Genomic DNA, 14,586 nt, shown 5'->3' with positions numbered 1-14,586 from the left:
GGGAGCAGATGTTCTACCGCCTGTTCGACGAGTTCCGCCGCGACAAAGTCATTCCCTGACCCGAATCAGGCGTTCGGGTCCAGACCGACGTCGGCGGGCTTCGCGGTGGCGAGTGTCCCGTTGAAGCGGTCGTCCGTCAGCTTGAAGGTCGCGTCGCCGAAGTCGGCGGAGGTGAGTTTGTCGCGGATGCCCGAGGGGTAGTTGTCCCAGCACACGAGGCCCTTGACCTGCCACACGCCCTCGTCGTTCTCGGGGGGCTCGTCGCCGTCGCCGGCCTTGGGGAAGCGGAAGTCGTGGGTCGTGACGCCGTCCTTGTGGTACACGGCCTTCGGGTGGCTGTCCTGGAACGGGACCTCCGACGCGGGCTTCGTCTCGTAACCCTGGTGCTGGGAAACGGAAATGTACTTCGCCTGGTCGTCCTGCACCCACACGACGATGTGCTCCCAGTCGTGCTTGTGGCCGGCCGACACGGGGCCGTCGGAGACCTGGTCCTTCTCGAAGTAGTACCCGTACAGGTAAGCGCACCAGCCGTTGTTGCACTTGGACCGGGAGTAGACGTTGGTGTTGGCCAGATCGGACTTGTCGTGGCAGTTGCCGTTCACGGCGCCGCCGAGGTCGAGGCCCGGGTTGAGCGTGCCGTCGGGTCCGATGGCCGGGGTGTTGTAGCAACCGTCCTTGTCGAAGTCGAGCGCGGGCTGCCACTTGGCGTCGGCGGCGGGCGCGCCGGCCGGCAGGGCCGAGGGCGGGTCGGCCCACGCGGTCGCCGAACCGAAAGCGATCGAACCGAATGTCACCGTGGCGATCGCCAGCGGTACGACGGCCAACCGACGCAACGTGCGGTGCTTCATCGAGCGGTCCCTTCTCGTGATCGCACGCCCAGCGTGGTCCCGGGACACCAGCACCGCAGCATGGATCAGACCACTCGAAGATCCTTGCCCGAACGGGTAACTCCGGCGGTACGGAAGGGTCAGCCCCTCCCGATGAACGGCATGGTCGTGGCCGTGATGGTCAGGAACTGGACATTCGCGTCCAGCGGCAGCCCCGCCATGTACAGCACCGCGTCGGCCACGTGGCCCGCGTCGAAGGTGGGCTCGGCGAGCACGCGGCCGTCGGCCTGCGGGATGCCGCCGGACATGCGCTCGGTCATCTCCGTGGCGGCGTTGCCGATGTCGATCTGTCCACAGGCGACGTTCCACGCGCGGCCGTCGAGGGAGATCGACTTGGTCAGCCCCGTGACGGCGTGTTTCGTGGCGGTGTAGGCGACGCTCGCGGGCCGCGGCGCGTGCGCGGAGATCGAGCCGTTGTTGATGATCCGCCCGCCCATGGGTTCCTGGTCCTTCATCAGGAGCACGGCCTGCTGCGCGCACAGGAACATCCCGGTGAGGTTCGTGTCGACCGTCCGGCGCCAGCGCTCCACCGACAGGTCCGCGACGGTCCCACCCACCGACATCCCGGCGTTGTTCACCAGCAGATCCAGCCGGCCCCACCGCCCGCGCACCGCCTCGAACAACGCCGCGACGGCCTCGGGCGAAGCGACGTCCGTGGGCACGACCAGCGCACCTTCGGCACCGTCCGCCGTCTCCTCCAGCGCTTCGGCCCGGCGCCCGGCCAGCGCGACCTGGTAGCCGGCGTCCAGCAACGCCCGTGCCACCCGCCGGCCGATGCCCGAACCTGCTCCCGTGACCACCGCGGTCTTCGTCGTCATCCCACCCCTCCTCGGCCTCGCAGGCCAGCACGCTGCCACACCATCCGGGTCACCACAATCCACGTCGTGGACTCGCGGCCGTCGCGGGGGCAGACTTGCGGAAATGGGACCACGAGACACTCTGCTCGCCGGGCTGGCGCGGCAGCTCGGCCACCCCAGCGGCCTGCCCGGCCGGGCCGTCGGGCGGCTGCTGAACCGCGCCAACCGAGGCAACGTGACAGCGGCTGTCGAAGCACTCGATCTGAAACCCGGGGAGACCGCGCTCGACATCGGCTTCGGCGGTGGCCTGGGCCTCGACCTGCTGCTGCGCGCCGCGGCGGGCGGCACGGTGCACGGCGTCGACATCTCCGACACGATGATCGCCAAGGCCCGCGCCGCGTTCCCCGCGAACATCGCCGCCGGCCGGTTGCGCCTGCACCGCGGCACGATGACCGCGCTGCCGCTGGAAGACGCGTCGATGGCCGCCGCGATCGCGCTGAACACGGTGTACTTCATCGACGACCTCGACCTGGCGTTCGCGGAGGTCGCCCGCGTGCTCACGCCAGGTGGCCGGTTCGTGCTCGGCATCGGCGACCCGGAAGCCATGAAAGCCATGCCGTTCACCGAACACGGCTTCCGGCTGCGCCCGGTCGCCGACGTCGAGACGGCGCTGGGCGAGGCGGGCCTGAGCCTGGACCGCCACCAACGCATCGGCGAGGGCACTCGCGCCTTCCACCTGCTGATCACGAGCAGGTGAGCCGGCGGCCCCGGTCGCCCAGGGCCGCCGGAACCCCGCCTAGCTCTGTGGCACGCCCAGTGCCTCCAGCGCCGGGCCCGCCATGATCACGCCGGCGCCCGTCACGGCGTCGTACCCGGGCGCGCCCAGGTCGATCGCGCTCGACACCAAGGCCGAGCGGATCTCCGCGGGTGTCGCGGTGGGCTTGCCCGACAGCAGCAGCGCCGCGATGGCGGCCGCGTGCGGGGCCGCCGCGGACGTGCCGTAGAACGGCTGGAAGCCGGCCACGGACGTGGCGACGCCGTCGGCCGCGGTGATGTCCGGCTTGGCGCGCGTGGCGCCGGCCGTCGAGGAGACGTTGCCCGGAGTGACCTCGGTGCCGTCGGGGTTGAAGAACAGGTGGCGCTCACCGTCGGAGGTGAAGCGTTCCCATTTGCTCGCCGCGGTGAACTGGCCCGGGAACGGGCCGGCCGGGTTCGCCGGATCGCCCGTCTCGAGTGGACGGCCGAACGCCGTCGCCGCCGGGGCCGCCGCCACGCTGAACGCGTCGGCCGCGGCCGAGTGGCCCGAGGTGACGCCCGCCGTGCTGAACGCCTTGAGCGAGCCCGATGCGACGAACCGACCGCGGATCACGTTGAGCGCGAGGAACCGGTCGGCGCCGCTGTACTTCACCACGGCCACGCGGTAGCCCGAGCCCGTGGTCGGCACCGAGGCGATCTCGTACGGGTTCTGCGAGCCGGTCTGCGGGTTGTCGCTGGAGGACACGACGCTGCCGGACGCGTTGAGGATGAACAGGTCGTAGTCGTTGCCCGACTTGCCCCACGGGTCCGACCAGAACAGCGTGACCGGCTTGCCGAGCGAACCCGCCGAAAGCGGGTCGGAGGTCTGCACCGCTGAGCCCGGGTCGAAGTCGTGCGGCGTGCCGCTGATGCCCGGCAGCGTGGAGGCCGAGGCGCGGAAGTCGCCTTCGTAGTAGCCGCTGGTGCCGTCGGTGAGGTTGCCGGAGTTGCCGGCGGAAGAGAAGTACAGCGTGCCCGCAGCGGTCACGTCGTTGACGGCCTGCGCGACCTGCGCGTCCTGGAACGGCGACTCGTCGAAGTAGGCGACGTCGTCGACGATCACGGTGCAGTGGCCGGTGGTGCGCAGGGCGCGGATGTTGGCGGCGAAGCTCGCTTCGCTGGTGAACGCGGTGGCGAAACCGAGCGTGGCGCCGGGCGCGAGGTCGTGGACGATCTCGAGCATCGCTGTGCCCTCGTCGCCGCTGCCGGCCTGGCCCGCCAGCACGTCGACGGCCGGCAGCTCACCCGCGGCCTGCGACTTCGACAGGGAGTTGACGCCGTCGGACAGCACGCAGACCTTGATGCCGGAGCCGGTCACGCCGTACTGCGCGCGGGCGGTGCCGGCGCCGTGGGCCTTGTCGCCTTCGGACACCTGCGTCACCGCCTGGGCCACCAGCTCACGACGCGGGTCCTGCTCACGCCACGTCATCGCCTGCGCGGCCGGCGCGACGGCGGCCACATCACCGCGCGCCGCGATCTTGTCCACGGCGGCGAGCGGCAGGTCCGCTCGCACCGCGCCGTCCGGCGAGGCGTAGCGGACGGTGCCGCCGGCCGCACGCACGGCCTGGGCCACGGCGGTCCCGGTGGTGCCGGTAATGCCGGTGATGTCGACGGAGACCGCACCGGTCTTCGCCACGGGCAGGCCGGTGCGGTAGTCGGGCAGCAGCGCGGCGAGCGCATGGTCGGCCCGCAGGCGCTTCTCGATCACCAGCCGGCTGTCCTGCTTGCGCTCCGCGGGCGTCAGCGACTTCTTGATGCCCTGCAACGCGCTGATGCCGGTCTCGGTGCGCTGCGCGACGACGTCGGCCGCGGACGGCAGCGCGCTCGCCACGCCGGCGCCCAGCAGCACGACCCCCACCGCCAACGGCACCGACCGAGTGGCGGCCCGGCTGAATCTCCGCATCGACTCTCTCTCCCTGCCTCGCCCGCCCCACCGGCGGTAGTCAGAAGAATCTAGAGAGTCACCACCGCGCAGTACACCGACAAAAGTTTGAATCGTCCGATGTGTCCACTCCGTGGACGCGGTGGTCGGCGTAGCGGCCCGTCCCCCGCTCGTGGACGCTCTCCGGGCAGACGGGTGATGAACCGGAGGACAACGACGCCGGACCGTCCGCAGTGGACGATCCGGCGTCGTGGCGGGAAGACCTCAGAAGTTGATCATGTGTCCGGCAAGGCCGTGGATCGCTTCCTTCACCGCCTCGCCCAGGGTCGGGTGGGCGTGGACGTTGCGGGCGACCTCGTGCACGGTCAGGTCCCACTGCTGGGCCAGCGTGAGCTCGGGCAGCAGCTCGGTCACGTCCGGGCCGATGAGGTGCGCGCCGAGCAGCTCGCCGTACTTGGCGTCGCTGAGGATCTTGACGAAGCCGCCGGCGTCGCCGAGGCCGTGGGCCTTGCCGTTGGCCGTGAAGGGGAACTTGGTGACCTGCACGTCGTAGCCCTTGTCGCGGGCCTGGGCCTCGGTCCAGCCGAAGCTGGCAATCTGCGGCTGGCAGTAGGTCGCGCGCGGGATCATCACGAAGTCCAGCTCCATGGTCTCCGCACCGGCGATCGTCTCGGCCGCGACGATGCCCATGGACTCCGACGCGTGCGCCAGCATGAGCTTCGCCGTCACGTCGCCGATGGCGAACAGGTGGGGCACGTTGGTGCGGCCGCGGCCGTCCACCGCGATGGCGCCGCGCTCGGTGAGCTCGACGCCGGTGTTCTCCAGGCCGTAGCCCTTCACGTTGGGCGCGAAGCCGATGGCCTGCAGGACCTTGTCGGCCTCCAGCACGTCCTGCTTCCCGTCCTTCGACACCGTGACCCGGACTTTCGCGCCCGAGTCGTCGATGGCCTCGACCTTGGTGCCGGTCAGCACCTTGATGCCGAGCTTGCGGTAGCGCTTGGCCAGCTCCGCCGACACCTCGGCGTCCTCGAGCGGCACCATCCGGTCGAGGAACTCGACGATGGTCACGTCCACGCCGTAGTTGCGCAGCACGTACGCGAACTCCACGCCGATCGCGCCGGCGCCCGCGATGACGATGCTCTCGGGCACCTCGCTCTCGAGGATCTGCTGTTCGTAGGTGACCACGCGGTCACTGCGGGAAGTGCCGGGCAGCAGACGCGCCGTGGCGCCGGTCGCGATGACGCAGTGGTCGAAGGTGATCTGCTCGCCGTTGACCTCGAGGGTGTGGTCGTCGACGAACGTGCCGTGGCCGTCGTACTCCGTGATCTTGTTCTTCTTCATCAGGAAGTGCACGCCCTTGACGCGGCCGTCCGCGACCTTGCGGCTGCGCTCGTAGGCGGCCGAGTAGTCGAAGCGGATCTCGCTGTCGGAGGAGATGCCGTAGGTGGCGGCTTCTTCCTTCACCGTGTGCGCCAGCTCGGCGTTGCGCAGCAGCGCCTTCGACGGGATGCAGCCGACGTTGAGGCACACCCCGCCCCAGTACTTCTCCTCGACGACCGCCGCGCTCAGACCGAGCTGCGTGGCGCGAATGGCGGCCACGTAGCCGCCGACACCGGCCCCCAGGACCACGACGTCATAGTGTGCACTCATACCATCCAAATTACCCCGAACCGGCTGGCGGGGCGGGGTGACGGTGCTCGCCTCACGCACGGTCGCCGGGGGGCGCTTCGCCGCGGATCCCGGCCAGCAGATCCGTCACCGCGCGCATGATCCGGGCGGTCGCTTCTTCGAGCACCTCGCGGGTCGGCGCGCCGTTGCGGAGATCCGAAAGGTCCACCGGCGGACCCGCCACGAGCTCGACGGTCTTGCGCGGGATCCCGTGCGGGAACCAGGCCCCGGCGGGCAGCAGGTGGTGCGTGCCCCAGTTCGCGACGGGCACCACCGGCACGCCGGTCTCCAGCGCGATCCGCGCGACGCCCGTCTTGCCCTTCATCGGCCAGCCGCCGGGGTCGCCCGAGAACGTGGCCTCCGGGAAGATCGTCACGCACTCGCCGGCTTCCACCGCCTTCACGGCGTCGCGGTATGCGCCTGCCGCCGTCGGCGCTCCGCGGTACACCGGGATGTGCTGCCCGGACCGCATCACCGAGCCGACCACCGGCAGGTCCCACAGGCTCGACTTGGCCAGGTACCGCGGCACGCGGCCGGCGGCGAGGCAGAACGCCGTGAGCGTGGTCGGGTCGGCGAACGACAGGTGGTTCGACGCCACCAGCACCCCGCCCGAGGCCGGGATGTGGCGCGCGCCCCGCACGCGGAAGCGGCTGAACAGCACGAGGAACTGCCAGACCACCTCGATCGCGAAGCTGTACCAGGCACCACGGCCGGCGCGGGCGAAGCGCCGGCCGTAGGCCTCCATCTGACGGAAGGTGAGCAGCTCCCCCTCGTTCTCGAGCGGGGTCCAGCGTTCGCGCGACCGGTTTCGCAGGGCCATGAGCGTCATTCGTAGCCGAAGAACACTCGGCTCGGTGACCCCGGGTCCCGGACGCGGCGCGGATCACACCCGCTCGAGGACCACCACGGGGATCTCGCGGTCGGTCTTCTTCGCGTATTCGTTGTAGTCCGGCCACACCGCGGCGAGCTTGTCCCACAGCCGGGCGCGCTCCTCGCCGGAGACCGTGCGGGCCCGGGCGGTGAACTTGTCGGCCAGCACCTGGACGCCGGCCTCCGGGTTGGCCTCCAGGTTGAGGTACCAGCCGGGGTGCTTCGGCGCGCCGCCCTTGGAGGCGACGATGACGGGGTTGCCGTCCACCTCCTGGTAGATGAGCGCGAACTTGCGGTCCTCACCGGACTTGCGGCCCTTGGTCGTCAGGACCAGTGTCGGCACGCCGGGCTGCCACTCGTGGCCGACCTCGCCGTCGGTCTCCTCGTAGCGGCGGACGTGCTCGTCACCAAAAAGCATCCGTGTGTTTCCTCTCGGCTCGTCGATCTCGTGGTCGTCCCAGCCTGCCGCGAACCGGTCGGTCGTGCTGATCAGCTCGTGCAGGGTCCGGGGCTCGTCGAAGGCGTGACCGGCGTCGGAGATCATCTTCAGCTCCGCGCCGGGCAGGACCTGCGCCAGCTCCCACGCCGTGGTCGCGGGAGTGACGACGTCGTACCTTCCCTGCACGAGAACGCACGGGATGCCCGTGAGCTTCCCGGCCTCGCGAATGAGCTGGTCCTCGGCCAGCCAGCCGCCGTGGCGGAAGTAGTGGTTCTCGATGCGCGCGATGGCGAGCGCGAACTCCGGTTCGGTGAACGCCGACACCACTTCCTCCTGCGGCGTGTACTTCACCGTCTCGCCCTCCCACCGGCTCCACGCGATCGCCGCCGGTCCGTGGACTTCGGGGTCCGGGTGGTGCAGCAGCTCGTGGTAGACCTCGAGCAGGTTGTCGCTGCGGCGCGCGTACGGCACGGGCGCGAGGAACCGCGACCACGCCTCCGGGAACAAGCACGCGGCGCCGCCGCCGAAAAGCCACTGGATCTCTTTCACCCGCAGCGTCGCGACTCCGCGCAGCACGAGCTCGCTGACGCGGCGCGGGTATTGCTCGGCGTACGCGAGGGCAAGCACGCTGCCCCAAGAGCCCCCGAACAGCTGCCACCGGCCGATGCCGCGGTCTTCGCGCAGGAGCTCCATGTCGGCGACCAGGTGCCAGGTGGTGTTCACCGACAGGTCCGCCTCGGCCGTGCTGCCATGGGGTGTGCTGCGGCCGCAACCGCGCTGGTCGAACAGCAGGATCCGGTACCGCTCGGGGTCGAACAGCCGCCGGTGCCGCGCCGACGCGCCGCCACCGGGACCGCCGTGCAGGAACGCCACCGGCTTGCCCTCGGGGTTCCCGCACTCCTCCCAGTAGATTACGTTGCCATCGCCCACCGGCAGCATCCCATGGTCGTAGGGTTCGATTTCCGGGTACAGACCGAGCATGGGGCCACTATGCCCGAGGAACCACCATGGAGGAGCGATGAAGTCCGGGCCGCACGTGACCCTGGCGGACGTGGCACACAGCGCCGACGTGTCACTCGCCACGGCTTCGCGGGTGCTCAACGGCACCGCGTCCGTCCGCATGGACCTGCGCGATCGCGTGATGTCGGCCGCGGCTGAGCTCGCGTACGCACCGAACGCACACGCGCAGGCACTCGCCGGAGGGACACATCGGACGGTCGGGGTGATCTGTCACGATGTGTCCGATCCGTACTTCTCCGCGGTCGCCGGCGGGGTCATGAAGGTGGCCAACGGCAACGGCCTGCTCGTGATGCTCGCCGACACGTTCCGCGACGCCGACCGCGAAGTGGCGTATGTCTCGGCGCTGCGGGCGCAGCGGGCTTCGGCGATCGTGCTGATCGGGTCGGCGTTCGAGGACCGCTCGTGGGAACGCGCGATGGCCGCGGAGCTCGACCCGTACCGCCGTGGCGGCGGCCAGGTCGCCGCCGTCACCCGGCACCGCGGGCTCAAGGTGGACACCGTGCAGCCCGACAACCGCGGCGGCGCGGCCGCGCTGGCGAAGGCGCTCGTCGGGCTGGGCCACAAGCGGTTCGCCGTGCTGGCCGGGCCGACGCGGCTCACGACGGTGTGCGACCGGCTCGACGGGTTCGCCGAGGAGCTCGCCGCCCACGGCGTCACACTGTCCGACGAAGACGTCCTCGAGACCGCCTTCACCCGCGACGGCGGCTACGAAGCGGCGAAGCGGCTATTGGAGCGGCCGAAGCGGAAGCGCCCAACGTGCGTGTTCGCGGTCACAGACCTGATGGCGATCGGCGCGCTGGCCGCGTTGCGCGAGGCCGGCGTCGCCGTGCCGGGCGAGATCTCCGTGGCGGGCTTCGACGACATCCCGGTGGTCCGCGACCTCACGCCGGCGCTCACCACGGTCGCGCTTCCCTTGGAACAGCTTGGCGAACGCGCGATGGACCTCGCGCTCAAGGGTTCCGGCGCGCGAGCGCGCACGGTCCGGGTCAACGCCGAGGTCGTGCTGCGCGAAAGCACCGCGCGCCCGAGGCGCTGAGAACCGTCCTTTGTAGACGTAACCGGGTTCCGCGGATTTCCCGGCACTCCCGGCCAGGGTGTTGGTTAGGCTGCTCCCGTGGCCAAGGTGCTGGTGGTGGAGGACGACCTGACGATCGGCGGCGTCCTGGAGTCGTCGCTCGCGCGCCACGGCCACGAGGTGCGCTGGTGCCGCGACGGCCGCAGCGCCCTGAACGAGGCCGGGGCCGAGCTCGTGCTGCTCGACCTGGGCCTGCCTGACCTCGACGGGGTTGACGTGTGCCGCCGCCTGCGCACGAGCATGCCGGGTGCCGTCGTCGTGATCCTCACCGCGCGGGCCGACGAGATGGACGTGGTCGTGGGCCTCGACGCGGGCGCCGACGACTACCTCACCAAACCTATCCGCCTCGGCGAGCTGCTCGCCCGCGTGCGCGCCCACCTGCGCCGCGGCGCGCCCGTGAACCCCGCGGTGCCGGTGGTCACCGTCGGCTCGCTCGTGGTCGACGCGGCGCGCCGGCGCGCGGTCGTCGGCGGGCGGGAGGTGGACCTGCGGGCGCGGGAGTTCGACCTGCTGGCGCGTCTCGCCGAGCAACCGGGCGTGGCGGTGAGCCGGGAGCGGCTCATGGCCGACGTCTGGGACGCGAACGCCCACGGCTCCACCAAGACGCTCGACGTCCACATCGCGGCCTTGCGGCGCAAGCTCGCCGACGCCGCGCCCGAGCCGGCCGACGTGCCCCGGATCGCCACCCTGCGCGGGCACGGCTACCGCCTGGAAGAGGCCTGAGCGTGCGCCGCCGGATCGTGACGCTCACGGTGCTGGCCGCCGTGGTGGCCACCGTGCTGTTCGGGCTGCCGCTGGCCGTCGCCGCGCTGTGGTACTTCCGTGAGGACACCAGTTCCGAGCTCGAACGCGCCGCCGACGGCACCGCACTGGAGGTGTCCGACGCGCTCGCCGCCGGGCGCGTGCCCCGCCAGCCGGTTCAGGACAGCGCGACCGTCGGGATCTACGACCCGAGGGGACAGCTGGTCTCCGGCGCGGGCCCGGAAACCGCCGACGCGGTGGTGCACCAGGTGTCCGGGGCGGACGTCGATGTGGCGTCCGGACCGGTCGACGGCGAGGACGTGCTGGCGGTGCCCGTGATGGACGGCGCGCGGCTCGCGGGCGTGGTCCGAGCGGCGATGCCGCACACCGTGCTCCTGCGCCGCGTCGGCCTGACCTGGCTCGGGATGATCGGGTTCGGCGTCGCCGCCGTGGCCGCGAGCTGGCTCATCGCGCGGCGCATCGTGGCCCGGTTGTCGAGCCCGCTGGAGGAGCTGTCCTCCGCCGCGACCCGGCTCGGCGACGGTGACTTCACCGCTCGCAGCCCCCGCGCGGGCATCGCCGAGATCGACCGGGTCGGCGCGGCGCTGGACGTGACCGCAGAGCGGATCGGCGAGACACTCGATCGCGAACGCGCGTTCTCGGCCGAGGCGTCCCACCAGCTGCGCACGCCCCTCGCCGGCTTGCGGCTGCAGCTGGAGGCCGCGCTGGAGACGCCCGGACTCGACCCGTACGAGGCGATCCGCGCCGGCATCGACTCGGCCGACCGGCTCGAGCGCACGATCGACGACCTGCTCGCGTTGTCCCGCGAACGCCGGGCACCGCGTGCGGAGCTCGACCTCGACGCGGTGCTGGCCGAGCTGCGTGAGGCCGGCGCTCCGCTGCTCAACGGCCGCGGGCTGCACGTCGAGGTCGTCGACCCGCCCGCCGTCCGGGCCTCGGCGGCGGCCGTGCGGCAGGTCCTCGCGGTGCTGCTCGACAACGCGACCACGCACGGCTGTGGGCCGGTCACCGTCGTCGCGCGCGATGCGGGCGGCGCGCTCGCCATCGACGTGGCCGACGACGGCCCTGATCTCGGCGACACCGACCCGTTCGCCCTGGCCCGCACCGCGCCGCCGGGGCACGGCATCGGGTTGCGGCTGGCCCGCAGCCTGGCCGAGGCCGAAGGCGGGCGGCTGCGGCTGTCGAGCCCGCACCCGCCGACGTTCACCTTGCTGCTGCCCGCGAGCGACGACCCGGCGGAGCCGGCCGCACCCGCGGAGCCGGCTGAAGCGGCCCAGCCGGCTGAGCCGGCGCCCGCCGTCGCGGAGTGAACAGATCACCGTTTCCGACCGTGAAAGTGCAATGAACCACCCAGATCTCATCCGGACGCGCAACGTTTTCCAGTTTTCGGGGCACACTTCGCTCGATACCGTGGCTCGCACCCGATCTTCATCGCAGCCTCGACGACGAGGAGTAGCCAGGTGACGTCCACCTCGACCCGCGTGCGGTTCGGCACTGCGCTGGGGCGCCGCAAACCGGTCGCGGACCTGGTGGCCGAAGCCGGCCACGGCCCGTTGAAACGGTCGCTCGGCTGGGCCAGCTCACGATGCTGTCCATCGGCGCGACACTGGGCAGCGGCATCTTCGTGGTGCTCGGCGAGGCCGTGCCGGTGGCCGGGCCCGCCGTGGTGGTCTCATTCGTGCTCGCCGGGGTCACGGCGCCGTTCTCCGCGCTGTCCTACGCCGAGCTCGCGGGCCTGATCCCGCTGTCGGGCTCGTCGTACTCCTACGCGTACGCCACACTCGGCGAGCTGGTGGCGTCAGTCTGCGGCTGGTGCCTGATCCTGGAGTACGGCGTGTCCGTGGCGTCGGTGGCCGTCGGCTGCGGCCAGTACATGAACGAGCTGCTGCGGCTGGCGTTCGGATTCGCGCTGCCCGAGCCGATCAGCGGCCCACCCGGCGACGGCGGGCTGGTGAACGTGCCCGCGATCGTCGTGGTGCTGCTGGCGATGGTGCTGCTGCTTTCGGGTGCGAAGGAGAGCGCGCGGGCCAACGCGATCATGGTCGTCGTGAAGATCGCGACGCTGGTCCTGTTCTGCGCCATCGCGTTCACCGCGGTGCAGGCCAAGAACTTCACGCCGTTCCTGCCGCTGGGCCTCGCCGGCATGAGCGCGGGTGGCGCGAAGCTGTTCTTCTCCTACATCGGGTTCGACGCAGCCTCGACCGCCGGAGAGGAGGCCCGCAACCCGCAGCGCGACCTGCCCCGCGCGATCCTGCTCTCGCTCGGCATCGTCACGGTGCTCTACTGCCTGGTGGCCGTCGCGGCGGTCGGCGCCCTGCCCTGGCAGCAGTTCGACGACCAGCAGGCCGCCCTGTCGCACGTGCTGACCTCGGTGCTGGACAGCCCGTTCTGGGCCGGCATGCTCGCCGTCGGCGCCATCGTGGCGATCTCCAGCGTGGTGCTGACCGTCCTCTACGGACAGACGCGGATCCTGTTCGCCATGTCGCGCGACGGGCTCGTACCCAGAGCACTGTCCACAGTGCACCCGAAGACCGGCGTACCGCGCACGAACACCCTGGTGGTGTCGGCTTTCGTCGCCGTGCTCGCCGCGTTCGTACCGCTGGGCAAGCTCGCCGACGCGACCAGCATCGGCACGCTCTTCGCGTTCGGTCTGGTCAACATCGCCGTGCTCGTGCTGCGCCGGCGCCGCCCGGACGACCCGCGCACGTTCCGCGTGCCGTTCTCCCCCGTCACGCCGATCCTGGGCGTGCTGTGCTGCGCGTACATGATGTTCAGCCTCGACGGGGCCACGTGGGTCGTGTTCGGCGGCTGGATGCTGCTCGGGCTGGTGCTGTACTTCGCTTACGGCATCCGGCGTTCGCGGCTGGCGGCGGCGAAATGATCGTCGCCGTCCACCAGGGTGCTTACGAGGACCTGCCCGCCGCGCTCGCTGCCGCGGCCGAAGGCGGCGCACAGCTCGTGGTCACCGCGGAGATGATCACCACGGGGTACGCCATCGGCGCCGCCGCGGTCGCCGAGCGCGCCGAGCCGGCCGACGGAGCGCTGGCTCAGGAACTGGGCGCGCTCGCGGCCGAGCACGGCGTGGCGCTGGTCTACGGCTACCCCGAGCGCGACGGCGCCGCCGTGTACAACTCGGCGCAACTGCTTTCCGCACAAGGGGAACGGCTCGCCAACTACCGCAAGACGCACCTCTACGGCGAGATCGACCACAGCCAGTTCTCCCCTGGCGTGGACCTGGTGGTGCAGGCGGACCTCGGTGGGCTGCGCGTGGGACTGCTCATCTGCTACGACGTGGAGTTTCCCGAGCCGGTGCGGGCGCACGCCCTCGCCGGCACCCAGTTGCTGCTCGTGCCGACCGCCTTGATGCGGCCGTACGAGCGGGTCGCGGACGCGCTCGTCCCCATCCGGGCGCACGAAAGCCAGCTGTATGTCGTGTACGCGAACCGCTGTGACGCCGAGGGTGAGCTGACCTACTGCGGCCACTCCACCGTCGCCTCCCCCGAGGGGACCGTGGCGAAAGCCGGCGAAGGACCCGAGCTGATCTTCGGCGACGTCGACCCGGCCGTACTCGCGCGCCCGGGGAACACCTACCTGGCCGATCGCCGGCCCGCGTTGTACCGATCCCTGACCGAAGAAGGACCCCAGGCATGACCTCCGCCGTCCCGACCGCGATTCCCACGGACGAGCCGGCCGGGCGCCCGATCACCATGTTCGGCCCCGACTTCCCGTTCGCCTACGACGACTACCTCACCCACCCCGCCGGCCTTGGCACCGTGCCGGCGGAGCACCACGGCACGGAGGTCGCCGTGATCGGCGGCGGGCTCTCGGGCGTCGTCACGCGCGACACGATGAGCATGACACTGACCGACCGGATGCCGCGCGGCACCTACCTGCTCGGCAACGACCCGGGCAAACCCGCCGTGATCTGCCTTTCCTACACGTGGGCCGACGATTCCCTGAAGTGGCTGCCGCTGAGCGTCTCCGAGCGCGTGGAGGTGATGCTGCAGTCGCTGCGCGAGATCTACCCCGGCGTCGACGTGCGCAAGCACCTCGTGGGCGATCCGGTGACCGTGTCATGGGAGGCGGAACCGCATTTCATGGGCGCGTTCAAGGCGAACCTGCCCGGCCACTACCGCTACCAGCACCGGCTCTTCACGCACTTCAAGCAGGACGCGCTGCCCGAGCGCTACCGCGGGCTGTTCCTCGCCGGCGACGACGTGTCGTGGACCGCTGGCTGGGCCGAGGGCGCGGTGCAGACGGCGCTCAACGCGGCGTGGGGCGTGCAGCGGCACTTCGGCGGCGAGTCGGCGCCGGCCAACCCCGGTCCTGGTGACCTGTTCGACGACCTGGCGCCGATCGAGCTGCCGGACTGACCCCGCGGCCAGTCAAGC

At 71.2% G+C, this 14,586-nt stretch carries 12 protein-coding genes and 1 pseudogene; 7 read left to right on the top strand and 6 right to left on the bottom strand.

Annotated features, from left to right (window positions below; translation table 11 throughout):
• Nucleotides 1–65: 65 nt before the first annotated feature.
• Complete coding sequence (locus AB0383_RS30845) at nucleotides 66–848, bottom strand: NPP1 family protein (RefSeq protein WP_366189222.1); 783 nt, start codon at nucleotides 846–848, stop codon at nucleotides 66–68.
• A gap of 119 nt (nucleotides 849–967) precedes the next feature.
• Nucleotides 968–1,705 carry an SDR family oxidoreductase gene (locus AB0383_RS30840; RefSeq protein ID WP_366189221.1) on the bottom strand — a complete coding sequence of 246 codons (738 nt, stop codon included), beginning with the start codon at nucleotides 1,703–1,705 and terminating at the stop codon, nucleotides 968–970.
• A gap of 103 nt (nucleotides 1,706–1,808) precedes the next feature.
• On the opposite strand from AB0383_RS30840, the gene AB0383_RS30835 reads away from it, so the two are divergent.
• Complete coding sequence (locus AB0383_RS30835; RefSeq protein WP_366189220.1) at nucleotides 1,809–2,441, top strand: class I SAM-dependent methyltransferase; 633 nt, start codon at nucleotides 1,809–1,811, stop codon at nucleotides 2,439–2,441.
• Between the two features lie 39 nt (nucleotides 2,442–2,480).
• Here AB0383_RS30835 and AB0383_RS30830 read toward each other — a convergent pair whose 3' ends face one another.
• The 4 genes from AB0383_RS30830 to pip form a co-directional block, all read right to left on the bottom strand.
• Nucleotides 2,481–4,382: a S8 family serine peptidase gene (locus AB0383_RS30830; protein WP_366189219.1), complete on the bottom strand. Its 1,902-nt coding sequence runs from the start codon at nucleotides 4,380–4,382 to the stop codon at nucleotides 2,481–2,483.
• A 243-nt stretch (nucleotides 4,383–4,625) separates the two neighbouring features.
• Nucleotides 4,626–6,011: a dihydrolipoyl dehydrogenase gene (gene lpdA / locus AB0383_RS30825; RefSeq protein WP_364178831.1), complete on the bottom strand. Its 1,386-nt coding sequence runs from the start codon at nucleotides 6,009–6,011 to the stop codon at nucleotides 4,626–4,628.
• 52 nt (nucleotides 6,012–6,063) lie between these two features.
• The gene (locus AB0383_RS30820) at nucleotides 6,064–6,849 is read right to left on the bottom strand and encodes a lysophospholipid acyltransferase family protein (protein ID WP_364178830.1); all 786 of its coding nucleotides are present in this window, start codon (nucleotides 6,847–6,849) and stop codon (nucleotides 6,064–6,066) included.
• A gap of 63 nt (nucleotides 6,850–6,912) precedes the next feature.
• A complete protein-coding gene (pip, locus tag AB0383_RS30815) occupies nucleotides 6,913–8,319 on the bottom strand; it encodes a prolyl aminopeptidase (protein WP_364178828.1) in 1,407 nt (468 codons plus the stop codon).
• A gap of 37 nt (nucleotides 8,320–8,356) precedes the next feature.
• On the opposite strand from pip, the gene AB0383_RS30810 reads away from it, so the two are divergent.
• The 6 genes and pseudogenes from AB0383_RS30810 (at nucleotide 8,357) to AB0383_RS30785 (ending at nucleotide 14,568) form a co-directional block, all read left to right on the top strand.
• The gene (locus tag AB0383_RS30810) at nucleotides 8,357–9,394 is read left to right on the top strand and encodes a LacI family DNA-binding transcriptional regulator (protein ID WP_366189218.1); all 1,038 of its coding nucleotides are present in this window, start codon (nucleotides 8,357–8,359) and stop codon (nucleotides 9,392–9,394) included.
• Between the two features lie 78 nt (nucleotides 9,395–9,472).
• The gene (locus tag AB0383_RS30805; RefSeq protein ID WP_366189217.1) at nucleotides 9,473–10,156 is read left to right on the top strand and encodes a response regulator transcription factor; all 684 of its coding nucleotides are present in this window, start codon (nucleotides 9,473–9,475) and stop codon (nucleotides 10,154–10,156) included.
• Between the two features lie 2 nt (nucleotides 10,157–10,158).
• On the top strand, nucleotides 10,159–11,505 hold the full coding sequence (locus AB0383_RS30800) for a HAMP domain-containing sensor histidine kinase (RefSeq protein WP_364178821.1): 1,347 nt from the start codon (nucleotides 10,159–10,161) through the stop codon (nucleotides 11,503–11,505).
• A 189-nt stretch (nucleotides 11,506–11,694) separates the two neighbouring features.
• A pseudogene (locus AB0383_RS30795) lies at nucleotides 11,695–13,076 on the top strand (amino acid permease).
• Complete coding sequence (locus tag AB0383_RS30790) at nucleotides 13,073–13,846, top strand: carbon-nitrogen hydrolase family protein (protein ID WP_364178819.1); 774 nt, start codon at nucleotides 13,073–13,075, stop codon at nucleotides 13,844–13,846. The pseudogene AB0383_RS30795 and the gene AB0383_RS30790 overlap by 4 nt, the downstream one beginning before the upstream one ends.
• Nucleotides 13,843–14,568, top strand: a complete 726-nt coding sequence (locus AB0383_RS30785; protein WP_366189216.1) for an FAD-dependent oxidoreductase — start codon at nucleotides 13,843–13,845, stop codon at nucleotides 14,566–14,568. Before AB0383_RS30790 ends, AB0383_RS30785 begins: the two co-directional genes overlap by 4 nt.
• Nucleotides 14,569–14,586: the final 18 nt, after the last annotated feature.

Origin of the sequence: Amycolatopsis sp. NPDC051373, from assembly GCF_040689465.1 — a bacterium.
GTDB lineage: Bacteria > Actinomycetota > Actinomycetes > Mycobacteriales > Pseudonocardiaceae > Amycolatopsis.
Note: the sequence above shows the minus strand (reverse complement) of the source record. Positions and strands in the feature narration are given on the sequence as shown.

Coding starts and splice junctions, on each gene's coding strand:
- pip (WP_364178828.1), bottom strand. CDS start 8,319: ATGCTCGGTCTGTACCCGGAAATCGAACCCTACGACCATGGGATGCTG.
- AB0383_RS30820 (WP_364178830.1), bottom strand. CDS start 6,849: ATGGCCCTGCGAAACCGGTCGCGCGAACGCTGGACCCCGCTCGAGAAC.
- lpdA (WP_364178831.1), bottom strand. CDS start 6,011: ATGAGTGCACACTATGACGTCGTGGTCCTGGGGGCCGGTGTCGGCGGC.
- AB0383_RS30835 (WP_366189220.1), top strand. CDS start 1,809: ATGGGACCACGAGACACTCTGCTCGCCGGGCTGGCGCGGCAGCTCGGC.
- AB0383_RS30845 (WP_366189222.1), bottom strand. CDS start 848: ATGAAGCACCGCACGTTGCGTCGGTTGGCCGTCGTACCGCTGGCGATC.
- AB0383_RS30840 (WP_366189221.1), bottom strand. CDS start 1,705: ATGACGACGAAGACCGCGGTGGTCACGGGAGCAGGTTCGGGCATCGGC.
- AB0383_RS30790 (WP_364178819.1), top strand. CDS start 13,073: ATGATCGTCGCCGTCCACCAGGGTGCTTACGAGGACCTGCCCGCCGCG.
- AB0383_RS30830 (WP_366189219.1), bottom strand. CDS start 4,382: ATGCGGAGATTCAGCCGGGCCGCCACTCGGTCGGTGCCGTTGGCGGTG.
- AB0383_RS30810 (WP_366189218.1), top strand. CDS start 8,357: ATGAAGTCCGGGCCGCACGTGACCCTGGCGGACGTGGCACACAGCGCC.
- AB0383_RS30785 (WP_366189216.1), top strand. CDS start 13,843: ATGACCTCCGCCGTCCCGACCGCGATTCCCACGGACGAGCCGGCCGGG.